The sequence below is a fragment of the Achromobacter sp. Marseille-Q4962 genome (assembly GCF_943737005.1).
Classification (GTDB): domain Bacteria; phylum Pseudomonadota; class Gammaproteobacteria; order Burkholderiales; family Burkholderiaceae_B; genus Achromobacter.
In genome coordinates this window covers 34,406-46,645 of record NZ_CALSFU010000019.1, presented here as the reverse complement: position 1 = coordinate 46,645, position 12,240 = coordinate 34,406, and the positions used below count along the sequence as shown (strand labels likewise).

Below are 12,240 nucleotides of genomic sequence, written 5' to 3'. Positions count from 1 at the left end.
GAAATCTACACATGTCAGCTTCATTCATTTCAGTGGAACAGGGCATCCAGGCGGCGGGCGTCGGCAAATTCCAGTACCGGCTCTTCGTGATTTTCGGCCTGGTGTGGCTGGCCGACGCGATGCAGGTGCTGTCCATCGGCTTCAGCGCACCGACGATCGCCAAGACCTTCGGCATCACGGTGCCCCAGGCGCTGCAGACGGGCACGTCCTTCTTCGTGGGCATGCTGATCGGCGCCTTCGTATTCGGCCGCCTGGCCGACCGCATCGGCCGCCGTCCGGTGCTCATGATGGCCGTCATCGTCGACGCCTGCGCCGGGGTGGCCTCGGCTTTCGCGCCCGAATTCGGCTGGCTCCTGCTGCTGCGCTTCCTGACGGGGATCGGCGTGGGCGGCACGCTGCCGGTGGACTACACGATGATGGCCGAGTTCCTGCCCAGCGACCGCCGCGGCCGCTGGCTGGTGCTGCTGGAATCGTTCTGGGCGGTGGGCACCATCTGCCTGGCCGTGCTGGCGCTGGCTGCCGCGTCGCGGGGAGACGATGCCTGGCGCATGATTTTCTTCGTGACCGGGCTGCCTGCCCTCATCGGCGTGGCGCTGCGCTTCTACATTCCCGAATCGCCCATGTACCTGAACCGCAGCGGCCGGCCGGGCCAGGCGCGCAAGGTGCTGGAACGGGTGGCCCGCGTCAACGGCCGTTCTCCCGAGATCCCTGAAATCAAGCCCGAACTGCTGGAGCGCAAGCCCCTGTCGGCGCTGTTCTCCTCCGGCTACCGGCGCCGCAGCGTTTCGCTCTTCCTGGCCTGGGCGCTGATCTCCATCGCCTACTACGGGGTCTTCGTCTACCTGCCCATCAAGCTCAGCAGCGCGGGCTTCGCGTTCATGCGCGGGCAGGAATTCCTGGTCGTGCTCGCTCTCGTGCAGCTGCCCGGCTTCGCCCTGTCGGCCTACGGGGTCGAGCGCTGGGGCCGCAAGCCCACGCTCATCGGCTTTCTGCTGCTGAGCGCCGCAGGCTGCATGCTCTACAGCCTGGGCACTTCGCCCGTGGTGGTGGTCGGCTCCACCCTGCTGATGAGCTTTTCGCTGCTGGGCACCTGGGGAGCCCTGTATGCCTTCACGCCCGAGGTCTACCCGACCGACCTGCGCGCCAGCGGCATGGGCATGGCCGGCGCGGTCGCCCGTTTCGGCGGGCTCTTCGCGCCGGCGATCATCGCGCCCATCATGAGCAGCCACTTCACGCTGGCGCTGGTCGTGCTGTCGAGCATGCTGGCGGCGGGCGCGCTTTCGATCTGGGCCGTGGACGTGGAATCGCGCAACCGCGCGCTGGACTGAACGGCGCCGGCAACCGGGAGCCGCGCCCCCGGGCGCGGCTCCCGGCCCACCGGCCGCTCATTCCGTCTCGTCGCTCTCCAGCATCTTCTTCAAGAGGAAATCGAGCGCCACGCGCTCGGCCGGATTGAGCTTGCCATAAGTGCTTTCCGTGATCTGCTTGGCGAACGGCTCCATCTGCTCCACCAGCCCGCGCCCGACGGGCGTGAGGTTGACGACCAGCTTGCGGCGGTCGAACGGATCGTGATCGACCTGGACCAGCTTGCGCTGCTTGAGCCGGTCCACTACGCCGCGTATGGTGGCCTGGTCTATCACCGTGGCCTTGACGATGTCGGCCAGGGAACTTCCCTCGTTGTCGCGCACGGAGCAGAGCACCACGAACTGCGCCGCGGTGAGCTGGGAGTCGGGAATGTACTGCTGGAAAAGCGCGGTATGCCGCTGGTAGGCGCGCCGGAGCAGGTGGCCGATCTGGTCGGAGAACAAATAGTCGTCTTCGTTGGAGGCGGACTTGCCTTTCGTATTTCGCATGAGCCTATCCGAGCGATGCAATGGACACTGTGATTTTTCTCAATGGATGTTTGCGCAGTGTACGAGGCCCGGCGGCGCCGCGCTGTGCAGCGGCGCCGCGCCCGCCCGGCGCGCCTTCCGGGCGCGCGCCCGGAAGGCGGATGCCTACCCCCGCTCGCGCAGCCAGGCTTCCAGCTCTTCGGCCGGCAGCGGCGGCGAGAACAGGAAGCCCTGTCCCGCGGCGCAGCCCTGCTCGATGAGAAAACGGCGCTGCTCCTCGTTTTCCACCCCTTCGGCCACCACCGGCAGGCTGAGGCTTTCGCCGATGCGGATGACGGCGCTGGTGAGCGCGCGCGCCGCGTCGTCGCTCTCCAGCCCCTGCACGAAGCTGCGGTCGAGTTTGAGCTCGTCCACGATGAGCCGGCGCAGGTGGCCCAGGCTGGAATAGCCGGTGCCGAAATCGTCCATGGACAGGCGCACGCCCAGCCGGTGCAGCTCCGCGATGGTGCGCAGCGTGCCGGCGGTGGCGTCCAGCACCACGCCTTCGGTGATCTCGAGCATGAGATCGCCCGGGGCCAGGCCGAATTCGGCGAGATTGTCCGCGATCAGGCGGGGCAGGTTGAGGTTGTGGAAGTTGGTGGCCGACAGGTTGACCGACACCGACGGCACGCGCAGACCCCGGCCGCGCCACGCCGCGAGCTGGGAGCAGGCTTCCCGCAGCGCCCAGTGGGCCAGGTCGCCGATCAGGCCGCACTCCTCCGCCAGCGGCACGAAGCGCGCCGGGGAGATGTCGCCCAGCGTGGGGTGGCGCCAGCGGGCCAGCGCCTCCACGCCGTACAGGCTGCCGTTCTTCAGGCCCACCTGCGGCTGGTAGTGCAGGCGCAGCGCCTTGGCTTCCAGCGCGTCGCGCAGGGCGGCCTCCAGCGCCAGCCGTTCCTGCGCCTGGCGGTTCATCTCGGCGCTGAAAAAGGAAATGCGGTTGCGGCCCGCCGTCTTGGCCTGGTACATGGCCATGTCGGCGTGGCGCAGCAGCGTGTCCATGTCGCGCCCGTTTTCCGGAAAGACGCTGATGCCGATGCTCACCGAGGGGTTGAGCGTGATGCCGCCGACGCCCAGCGGCTGGGCCAGCGCCACGAGGATGTGCTCGGCGGCGGCGGTCAGCCGGCCGTGCTCGAAATCCGGCATGAGCATGACGAATTCGTCGCCCGAGAGGCGGCCCACGATGTCGGTGGCGCGCGCCAGTTTGCGCAGGCGCAGGGCCACTTCGCGCAGCAGGGCGTCGCCGATGGGGTGGCCCAGCGTGTCGTTGACCTGCTTGAAGCGGTCCAGGTCCAGGAACAGCACGGCCACGCGCTTGCGGTCGGGCTCGGCCCGCGCGATGGCCTGCTCGGCCTGGGCCAGCAGCAGGTTGCGGTTGGGCAGGCCGGTGAGCTCGTCGTAGAAGGCGAGCTGCCGGATGCGGGCGCGGGCCTCTTCGCGCTCCAGCGCCAGCGCGCATAGATAGACGCAGACATCCACCAGGCGATGATGGAAGTCGTCGGGCAGGCGGCGTTCGCGGAAATAGAAGCCGAAGGTGCCGATAACGCGCCCGTCGCTGGACTTGATGGGCGAGGACCAGCAGGCCTTGATGTCCGCGGGCAGCGGCAGGTGCCGGTAGTCGCGCCACAGCGGGTCGGTGGCGATGTCGGGCACGATGACGGGCCGGCCCAGGAAGGCCGCCGTGCCGCAGGAGCCGGCCTGCGGGCCGATGGGCAGGCCGTCCAGCGCCTCGGCGTAGGCCGCGGGCATGGAGGGCGAGGCCAGCGTCCGCAGCCGCCCGCTTTCGTCCACGCGCAGCACGGTGGCCAGCACTTCGGGCGCCAGCCGCTCCACCTCGCGGCAGACCATGTTCATCACCTCGGTCACGGAGGCTTCGTTCACCATGGCCTGCAGCACGCGGCGCTGCAGCACTTCGTGCACCTTGGTGGGCGTGATGTCGGTGAGCACGTCCACGATGTTGACCAGCGTGCCGCGCTCGTCGAACACGGAGTTGGCCATGACCGAGACCCACAGAGGCTTGCCCCCGCGGTCGTAGACCAGCACGTCCTTGTGGAAACCGTCGCGGCAGGCGATGCGGCGGTCCAGCTCTTCGCGGGTGCCGCCGTCCGGCCGGCCGCCGGCCAGCAGCTCGCCCAGTTCCTGGTCCAGCGCATCCGCGCGCGAAAACCCCAGCATGCGCTGGAAGCCGTCATTCACGTACACGATGCGGCCGTCGGCGCCGGACACGGCCACCGCGTTGCCGGTTTCGTTGATGCCCAGCATCAGCAGGCGGATTTCTTCCAGGCGCTCGGCATCGGCGATGGACTTGCGCGAGATGACGGTGATGCGCCGCACTTCGCCGGCGGCATCGGCGATGGGCAGATAGGTGGCCTCGATCCAGAGGAATTCGCCGTCGGCGCGGCGATAGCGGCAGGTGCCCGAAAAATGGCCGCCGCGGCGCAGCCGCGCCCAGACCTGCTCGCTGCTGGCGCAGCCCTGCCCCTCGTCCATGCTGTCGCACAGCATGTCGTGGCGCATGGCGGTGATTTCGTCGCGGGAATAGCCCACCGCGGCGAGGAAATTGGCGTTCGCGTGCAACACGTGACCGGCGGGGTCGAAGTCGAACAGCAGCAGTGCCCGGTCCATCGACGCCAGATAATTGCCCACATGCCACATATCCCCTGGCGGGGACGCGCTCGAAACGCCGAGATGAGAATCAAGCATACAGGGCTCCATGCCGGAAGACTGCGGTTCCGGTTTCATTCAGGGCCGGGGAAACCCGAGCGCGACGCGGTCGCGCCCGTCCTGCTTGGCCAGGTAGAGCGCCTGATCCGCCCGGCTGAGCGTTTCCGAAAAGGTTTCCCCGAGCTGGTGCGACGCCATGCCGATGCTGACGGTCAGCCGCAGCACGTCGCCGTTCACCTCGACCGCCAGGCCGCGCACGGCCGCCACCAGGCGGTCCATGACGCCCTGCGCGGCCTCGGGCGGAGTGTTGGGCAGCAGCACCAGGAACTCTTCGCCGCCCCATCGCCCGCACAGGTCGTACTCGCGCAGGCTGGCGCCCAGCACGCCGGCCAGCTCCACCAGGACACGGTCGCCCGACTCGTGGCCGTAGCGATCGTTCACGGACTTGAAATGGTCCACGTCCAGCATGGCGACCACGAAAGACTGGCCGCTGCGGCCCGCCCGCGTGACTTCCTGCTTGATCATATCCATGAGCGCACGGCGGTTATACAGGCCGGTCAGCGGATCGCGGCTGGATGTTTCCTGCAGCGCGGCGTTGAGGTCGCGCATCATGCTCTGGTAGTGATCGGAGATGCGCGCAATGCGCGCGAGCCGGCGCAGCTGCCGGTCGAAGCGTTCGCACAGGCCCAGCTCGCGCTCGTGGGCCATGCTCTGGAAGGCGTCCGAAAGCTGGGTCACGCGCTCGATGCGCGTCATCTGCTCGGCGTTGTGCCGCCACAGCGATTCCAGCGCATCGCGCAGCGGATGGCCGAAATGCGCCGGATCGGCGAGCAGCGCCGCGATGCGCTGGTCCAGTTCGGAGGAGCCGGTTTTCATTGCCGCCCGACGACCGAGAAGGGGAAGGTGCAGTCTTCCTTGAACTCCTCGGCCAGCTCGCCCACGCGTTCGTTGCGCATGTCGTAGTACCAGATCACGCCCACCTCGCGGCCCTTGCCGTGGGCGGCTTCCAGCAGGTCGAAGATATCCATCATGGACTTGATGCTGCTGGTGTTCAGGTAGAGCAGTTCCAGCTCCAGGCGCAGCGGCGCCGCGGACGTCGCCAGGTACGATTCCACCCACTCGATCACGGGGCCGAACAGCTCGAAGGAATTTTCGGGATAGGAATCGCCGCGCATCGCCAGCACGCCGGTCGCGGCGTCGGTCGAAATGGCGGGCGTGGACTGGGTGCCCGGTATGTTCAGGTCGTTCATCAATGACTCCGATAACGCCCGCGCGGGCGGCACGGCGCGCGCGCCGCCGCCCGCGGCCGCCAGGGGCCGTTGCGGGTTTGCTGATTCAGGAAACGGTGACATGCGCGCCATCGCCATTCAGATGACCGCGCTCAGGCTGAAGAAGGCCAGGCCCTGCGCCTCGACCGGCTTCAGGCTGGCCTCCAGCGGCGCGCCGGCGCGCCGCTGGATGTCGATCAGGCCCAGGCCCGCGCCCGAGGCCACGCCCTGCGCCCGGGGCTTGTGCAACTGGGCCTTGTATTCCGCCTTCAGGGCGGGCTTGTCGAGCGCGGCCAGCTCGCGGATGCGCGCCACGAGCTGGTGCCCGTCCTCGAGGCGCACCAGGTTGCCGGCCGACACCACGTAGCGGCTGTCCTCGTTGCGGCCGATCACCACCGTGGCGGCGGCGTCGACCTGGCCGCGCAGGGCCGCGTACTGGCGGATGTTCTGGATCATCTCGATGTAGACCGAGAACACGTCCATGGCCTCGGCCGGGCGCACGTGCTCGGCGGTCAGGTAGTTCTTCAGCGCGTTGCCGATCTCCTCGATCAGGCTGCGGGAAATCGGCCCGTTGAAGCACAGCAGGGTGCGGCTCTGGGTGAACCGTTCGCCCAATGCGTAGAGATCGGAGGCATTCATGGGGGGTTACCGCCTTGATAACGTTTATTCGAATCGGAAAGACAGCAGGGTAATGTCGTCGCGCTGGGGCTGGCCGCCCTGGTACTCGGCCAGCGCCTGCGTGAACGCGGCCGCCTGCTCGGTTAACGGCCGCCCGGCATGCCGTTTGAGCATTTCGGCGAACCGCGTGTTGCCGAAGCCGAAGCCATGCTCGCCGCCCGCCTGGTCCAGGAAGCCGTCGGTCGCCAGGTAATAGGTCCAGCCCGGCTCCATGGGCAGTTCGATATTCCGGTACTCGCCGGCCCGCTTGTCGCCCAACGCGCGCCTGCCGCCGGGGATTTCGCGCAGGTCGTGGCCATTGCTTGCGTACAGGCTGATCTTCGCCCCTGCGTACAGCAGCCTGCCGGCCTGGCGGTCAATATATACCAGCCCCGCATCGGTATTCGTCGCCAGCGCGCGCGGCAGCTGCGCGTCGGCGAGCATGGCGCGGATGGCGTTGTCGGTGCGGGCCAGCACGCCGGCCGGATCGCGCGGCCCGGCCTCGGAAACCGCCAGGTCGATGGCCGCGCGCGCCAGCATGGTCATGAGCGCGCCCGGCACGCCGTGGCCGGCGCAGTCCATGATGCCCAGCAGGCAATTGGCGCCGTCGGAATGGAACACGTAGAAATCGCCGCCCACCACGTCGCGCGGCTTCCACAGCACGAAATGGTGCGCGCCCAGCGACTGCGTCAACTGGCGGTCGGGCAGGATGGCGCGCTGGATCAGGCTGGCATAGTCAATGGAATCGCCGATCTTCTTGTGCGCGGCCGCCATGGCGCGGTTGGCGCTCTCGAGCTCGGAGGTGCGTTCGCGCACCTTGGTTTCGAGCTCGGCCGTGTGCTGGCGCACCTTGTCGGCCATGATGCCGAAGGCGCGGCTCAGATCGCCGATCTCGTCCTGCCCGCCCGGCGGCAGGCGCACGTCGTAGCTGCCGTTGGCGATGGCCCGGGCCGATTGCTGCAGGCGGCGCAGCGGCCGCAGCATGAGGCGTTCGACCGCATAGCCGAAACACAGCAGCAGCGCCGCGAACAGCAGCACCAGCCCGGCGGCGGCGGGCCACAGCCAGCGCGTGTCCAGCACGCGCGCCGCCCCCAGGTCCACCAGCGTCAGCACGTGCCAGTGCAATTCCGGCATATAGGCCACGGAAACGAGCTGCTTCACGCCCTTGACGTCCGCCCAGCCGCTCTGCACCGACTGCGGATCGGCCTTCGCCGCCCGCATGGCCGAGCGCAGCGCGTCGCGCCCCGGCCCGTCGTCCACCAGCCGGAACACGGTGTTGGCGTCGCTCGCGCCGCCCGCGCCCGAATTGTAGGCAATGAGGGACGCGTCGGAATACGCCTGGATCGCGCCGTTTTCGTCGACGATGACGGGCGTTACTCCCGGCTGGCCGCTATTGACGAACTCGCGCAGGAACCCGCCCACGTCCAGGCCGCCGCCCGTCAGCCCCAGCACCTTGCCGCGGTCGCGGACCTGCACGTTGATCCAGACCCGCGTGGTCTTGAGCTTGAGATCGGGATTGACGTTGATGTTGTACGGCGCGGACGACTTGATGGTGTTGTAGAACCAGCCATCGTCCGGCGCCGTGGGGCTGAGCGTATAGCGCGGCGCCTCGGACAGGGGCTGGTCGTCGTTGAAGTAATAGTTGCCGGTGGCGGCGCTGGCGATGAAATAGGCGTGGCTCAGCAGATCGCGCCGGTAGCCGTCGGCTTCGACGAAAAAGAGCTCGCGGGCGGCCGGGTCGCTCTCGTTGCGCAGCCAGCGCCGCGTGACTTCGCTGTCGGCCAGGCGCTGCGACAGCGCCAGCTCGCGCGAAATCGGCGCCAGGATGCGCTGCCGGTTGAGTTGAGTGAAGTTGTCGGCAAATGCGCGCCCGAAGTGCTCGCGCACGCCGTCGAGCACTTGCCAGCCGATGATCACGGCCGGCGCCAGCGCGACCAGGCACGCCAGCAATAACGCCAGCAACGATTTCCTGCGCAAACCCCATTTCGCCATGCGAAGTCTTCCCAACCGCCAATCAAGACATCGGCCCGTCCCGAAAACCGGGTACGGACCGGCTGCATAAATCAAATCAGGGCGCGCGCGCAGCCTTGCACAGGCACGCTGGACCGGCCGGGCGCGGGGGCCGGTCTGGACCGGCCGCCTGCCGTGCGCCCACGCGCACCGCCCGCCGCGTGCCAGGCAAGGCACGGAGTGCCGGCGCGCCCGCGCGGCACGTCCGGCGCGCTAAGTGTAGAGAACAGTCAAGGGAATTGAAACAGGTGTATACGAGCGCCCCGCGGACGGCCCGCTTTCATTGCGAAGACGCAACATATATTTCAATTTATTTCTCTTTGTTTCTCCGTGCGGTCCGGACGGGCGCGCATTCTGCGGCTTTCCCGCTACACCCCCAGATACCGTTCCCACAAGCCCCGGTCGGCGTCCAGGGCGGCCGAATCGCCCGCCCACACCACCTTGCCGCGCTCCAGGATGACGTGCCGGTCGGCCAGCCGGAGCAATCTTTCCACATATTTGTCGATGACAAGAATGGTTTGTCCCGCCTCGCGCAGGCGCGCCAGGCAGTTCCATATTTCTTCCCGGATGCGCGGCGCCAGGCCCTCGGTGGCCTCGTCCAGGATCAGCAATCTCGGGTTGGTGACCAGCGCCCGGCCGATGGCGAGCATCTGCTGTTCTCCGCCCGACAACTGGTTGCCCATGTTGCGGGCGCGCTCGGCCAGGCGGGGAAAAAGCTCGAATACGCGTTCGGGCGTCCAGGGCCGCCCGATGTCGGGGTTGCGGCGGTCGGCGAACGCCGTCAGGTGTTCGCGCACCGTGAGGTTGGGAAAGCACTGCCGCCCCTCGGGCACGATGGCCATGCCCAGGCGCGCGATGCGGTCCGGGCTCCAGCCGCCGATGTCCTGGCCGGCAAAGCGCATCCTGCCGCCGCGCAGCGGCAACTGGCCGAACAGCGTGCGCAGCAGCGTGGTCTTGCCCATGCCGTTGCGCCCCAGCAGCGTCACCACCTGCCCGGCGCCGATCTCCAGGCTCACGCCGAACAGCACCTGGCTGGCGCCGTAGCCGCTTTGCACCGATTCAATGGCCAGCATCAGGCGGTCTCCTTGGCGTCGGTTTCGTCATCGCCCAGGTAGGCCTGCCGCACTTCGGGATTGGCGCGGATCTCGTCCGGCGTGCCGGTCGCGATGACGCGCCCGTACACCAGCACCGAGATCCGGTCGGCGAGCCGGAACACGGCCTGCATATCGTGTTCCACCAGCAGCATGGCGGCCTGGCCGCGCTGGGTTTCGATGAGTTCGGTCAGGCGCAGGGTTTCGTCCGGCCCCATGCCCGCCATGGGCTCGTCCAGCAGCAGCACGCTGGGCCGGGCCGCCTGCGCCAGCGCGAACTCCACCTTGCGCTGCTCGCCGTGCGGCAGGGTGCCCGCCGGCCTGCCCAGCAGGGCCGGGTCGATGGCGCATTCGCGCGCCAGCTCGCGCGCCTGGTCGTACAGCGCGGTGTCGGCCGCGCGCGGCCTCCAGAAGCGGAAGCTGCTGCCCGAATGCGCCTGCACCGCCAGCGCCAGGTTGTCCAGCACGCTGGACTGCTTGAAGATATGGGTGATCTGGAACGAACGCGACAGGCCCGCCGCCACCCGCTGGTGGGCGTTCAGAGCGGTGATGTCCCGCCCGCCCAGCATCAGCCGGCCCTCGTCGGCCGCCAGGGTGCCCGACAGCAGGTGGATGAGCGTGGACTTGCCCGCGCCGTTGGGGCCGATGAGCGCATGGATCTCGCCCGGGTTCAGCGTGAGCGAGACATGGTCGGTGGCCACCAGCGCGCCGAAGCGGCGCACCAGGCCGCTGGCCTGCAGGGCGGGCGCGGAGGAAACGGCGGCGTTCATGGGCCCGCCTTTCCGGATCGCGGCGCCGCGCGCCCGGCGAACAGCGGGCCGAACAGCCCGGCCAGCCCGCGCGGCGCGCCGAACAGCACGCACAGCAGCAGAATGCCCAGCGGCAGATGCCAGTATTCGGTCCAGAGCCTCAGGGCTTCCTCCAGCACGAGCATGACCACCGCCCCCGCCACGCCGCCGTAGCGCAGGCCGATGCCGCCCACCAGCACCATGATCAGCAGGTTGGCCGACTGCGTCCAGTGCATGATGCTGGGCGAGATGAAAAGGTTATGGTTGGCCAGCAGCGCGCCCGCCAGGCCGGCCGCCGCGCCGCTGATCGTGAAGGCGGTGAGCTTGATGCGGTAAACGGGATAGCCCATGGACTCCATGCGCGACTCGTTTTCGCGCACGCCCTGCAGCGCCATGCCGAAGCGCGAGGCCGTCACGTGGCCGAAGGCCCACATGGCCAGCGCGAAAATCGCCAGCACGAGATAGTAGAAGGACACGTCATTGGCCAGGTCCAGCCCCGGCAGCGTGGAATAGCCGGGCAGGTTCAGGCCGTCTTCGCCGCCGTACTGGCGCAGCGAAATGAATATGTAGAACAGCATCTGCGCGAACGCCAGCGTAATCATGATGAAGTACACGCCCCGCGTGCGCAGCGAGACGGCCCCGGTGACGAAGGCCAGCAGCGCGGCCAGCGCCACCGCCGCCGGCCAGCTCACCAGCGCCGAATCCACCCCCAGGGTGCCCAGGATGCCCACCGCGTAGGCGCCGGCGCCCACGAAGGCGGCGTGGCCCAGCGCCACCATGCCGCCATAGCCCAGGATGAGGTTCAGGCTGGTGGCGGCCAGCGCGTAGATCAGCACGCGCCGCACGAAGGAAACGTAGAAATCCAGACCGAGCATGGGCGCGACCAACGGAAACGCCGCCAGCAGCGCCAGCAGGGCCAGGGACCAGACTGTGGTTCTGCTCATGGTCAGCCGCGCGCCGGAAACAGGCCGGAAGGCCGGAACACCAGCACGACCGCCATCAATACGTAGATCGCGATGGCGGCCAGCGTCGGGCCGACGCTGGAGGCCACCGCGGGAGAAAACACCTGGCGCAGCAGCATGGGCAGGAAGGCCCGGCCCGCCGTGTCCACCATGCCCACCAGCAACGCCCCCACGAACGCGCCGCGGATCGACCCGATGCCGCCGATCACAATGCATACCAGCACGAGGATGAGGATTTCCTCGCCCATGCCGATCTGCACCGAGGTCAGCGGCCCCAGCAGCGCGCCCGCCACGGCGGCCAGCATGGCGCCCAGCACGAACACGCCCAGGAACAGCAGGGGCACGCGCACGCCCATGAGCGTGGCCATCTGCCGGTTGGAGGCGCCCGCCCGCACCAGCACGCCGGCCCGGGTGCGCGTCACGAACCAGTACAATCCCGCCGCCGCGAGCACCCCGAACACGATGATCATCAGGCGATAGGCCGGGTACAACAGGTCGGGCAACAGCCGCACCGGCCCCGACAGGGCGGCGGGCATGTTGAGCATGACGGGGGCCGGCCCCCAGATCATCTTGACCAGGTCGTTGGCGATGAGAATGACGGCGTAGGTTCCCAGCACCTGCGCCAGGTGGTCGCGCAGCGCCAGCCGCCGCACGAGCGCCAGCTCCAGCGCCAGGCCCACCGCGCCGGTGGCCAGCGCGGCCACCAGCACCGCGGCGGTGAAAGAACCCGTGCGCTGCATGGTTTCGGCCGCGACGTAGGCACCCGCCATGTAGAGCGAGCCGTGCGCCAGATTCATGATGTCCATGATGCCGAACACCAGGGTGAGGCCGGCCGCGATCAAAAACAGCATCAATCCGAATTGCAGACCGTTCAGCAGTTGCTCGAGGATGAGCGTGAACGTCATGAAGCTTCCCCTTGCCGCGGGCCT

At 68.4% G+C, this 12,240-nt stretch carries 11 protein-coding genes; 1 reads left to right on the top strand and 10 read right to left on the bottom strand.

Annotation, left to right across the window (positions count from 1 at the left end; translation table 11 throughout):
- The first annotated feature begins 11 nt into the window (after positions 1 to 11).
- Complete coding sequence (locus NGJ44_RS17195; RefSeq protein ID WP_053245325.1) at positions 12 to 1,328, top strand: MFS transporter; 1,317 nt, start codon at positions 12 to 14, stop codon at positions 1,326 to 1,328.
- A 57-nt stretch (positions 1,329 to 1,385) separates the two neighbouring features.
- Here the strand turns inward: NGJ44_RS17195 and NGJ44_RS17190 are convergent, their stop codons facing one another.
- The 10 genes from NGJ44_RS17190 to NGJ44_RS17145 form a co-directional block, all read right to left on the bottom strand.
- Positions 1,386 to 1,853: a MarR family winged helix-turn-helix transcriptional regulator gene (locus tag NGJ44_RS17190; RefSeq protein WP_251864681.1), complete on the bottom strand. Its 468-nt coding sequence runs from the start codon at positions 1,851 to 1,853 to the stop codon at positions 1,386 to 1,388.
- Positions 1,854 to 1,997: 144 nt separating this feature from the next.
- Positions 1,998 to 4,613 (bottom strand): sensor domain-containing protein, encoded by a 2,616-nt coding sequence (locus NGJ44_RS17185; protein WP_053245324.1) that lies wholly within the window; start codon positions 4,611 to 4,613, stop codon positions 1,998 to 2,000.
- Positions 4,614 to 5,411: a biofilm regulation diguanylate cyclase SiaD gene (gene siaD / locus NGJ44_RS17180; RefSeq protein WP_053245323.1), complete on the bottom strand. Its 798-nt coding sequence runs from the start codon at positions 5,409 to 5,411 to the stop codon at positions 4,614 to 4,616.
- Positions 5,408 to 5,785, bottom strand: a complete 378-nt coding sequence (gene siaC / locus NGJ44_RS17175; RefSeq protein WP_053245322.1) for a biofilm regulation phosphoprotein SiaC — start codon at positions 5,783 to 5,785, stop codon at positions 5,408 to 5,410. The genes siaD and siaC overlap by 4 nt, the downstream gene beginning before the upstream one ends.
- Positions 5,786 to 5,902: 117 nt before the next feature.
- Positions 5,903 to 6,442, bottom strand: coding sequence for a biofilm regulation protein kinase SiaB (gene siaB / locus NGJ44_RS17170; RefSeq protein ID WP_251864680.1), 540 nt, complete (start codon positions 6,440 to 6,442; stop codon positions 5,903 to 5,905).
- Positions 6,443 to 6,466: 24 nt separating this feature from the next.
- On the bottom strand, positions 6,467 to 8,452 hold the full coding sequence (gene siaA / locus NGJ44_RS17165; protein ID WP_200908031.1) for a biofilm regulation protein phosphatase SiaA: 1,986 nt from the start codon (positions 8,450 to 8,452) through the stop codon (positions 6,467 to 6,469).
- 386 nt (positions 8,453 to 8,838) lie between these two features.
- Positions 8,839 to 9,543 (bottom strand): ABC transporter ATP-binding protein, encoded by a 705-nt coding sequence (locus tag NGJ44_RS17160; protein ID WP_053245321.1) that lies wholly within the window; start codon positions 9,541 to 9,543, stop codon positions 8,839 to 8,841.
- On the bottom strand, positions 9,543 to 10,331 hold the full coding sequence (locus NGJ44_RS17155) for an ABC transporter ATP-binding protein (protein ID WP_053245320.1): 789 nt from the start codon (positions 10,329 to 10,331) through the stop codon (positions 9,543 to 9,545). The genes NGJ44_RS17160 and NGJ44_RS17155 overlap by 1 nt, the downstream gene beginning before the upstream one ends.
- A complete protein-coding gene (locus tag NGJ44_RS17150; protein ID WP_251864679.1) occupies positions 10,328 to 11,293 on the bottom strand; it encodes a branched-chain amino acid ABC transporter permease in 966 nt (321 codons plus the stop codon). Before NGJ44_RS17150 ends, NGJ44_RS17155 begins: the two co-directional genes overlap by 4 nt.
- A gap of 2 nt (positions 11,294 to 11,295) precedes the next feature.
- Positions 11,296 to 12,216 (bottom strand): branched-chain amino acid ABC transporter permease, encoded by a 921-nt coding sequence (locus NGJ44_RS17145; protein ID WP_251864678.1) that lies wholly within the window; start codon positions 12,214 to 12,216, stop codon positions 11,296 to 11,298.
- Positions 12,217 to 12,240: the final 24 nt, after the last annotated feature.

Coding starts and splice junctions, on each gene's coding strand:
- siaD (WP_053245323.1), bottom strand. CDS start 5,411: ATGAAAACCGGCTCCTCCGAACTGGACCAGCGCATCGCGGCGCTGCTC.
- NGJ44_RS17195 (WP_053245325.1), top strand. CDS start 12: ATGTCAGCTTCATTCATTTCAGTGGAACAGGGCATCCAGGCGGCGGGC.
- siaC (WP_053245322.1), bottom strand. CDS start 5,785: ATGAACGACCTGAACATACCGGGCACCCAGTCCACGCCCGCCATTTCG.
- siaA (WP_200908031.1), bottom strand. CDS start 8,452: ATGGCGAAATGGGGTTTGCGCAGGAAATCGTTGCTGGCGTTATTGCTG.
- NGJ44_RS17150 (WP_251864679.1), bottom strand. CDS start 11,293: ATGAGCAGAACCACAGTCTGGTCCCTGGCCCTGCTGGCGCTGCTGGCG.
- NGJ44_RS17145 (WP_251864678.1), bottom strand. CDS start 12,216: ATGACGTTCACGCTCATCCTCGAGCAACTGCTGAACGGTCTGCAATTC.
- NGJ44_RS17155 (WP_053245320.1), bottom strand. CDS start 10,331: ATGAACGCCGCCGTTTCCTCCGCGCCCGCCCTGCAGGCCAGCGGCCTG.
- NGJ44_RS17160 (WP_053245321.1), bottom strand. CDS start 9,543: ATGCTGGCCATTGAATCGGTGCAAAGCGGCTACGGCGCCAGCCAGGTG.
- NGJ44_RS17190 (WP_251864681.1), bottom strand. CDS start 1,853: ATGCGAAATACGAAAGGCAAGTCCGCCTCCAACGAAGACGACTATTTG.
- siaB (WP_251864680.1), bottom strand. CDS start 6,442: ATGAATGCCTCCGATCTCTACGCATTGGGCGAACGGTTCACCCAGAGC.
- NGJ44_RS17185 (WP_053245324.1), bottom strand. CDS start 4,613: ATGAAACCGGAACCGCAGTCTTCCGGCATGGAGCCCTGTATGCTTGAT.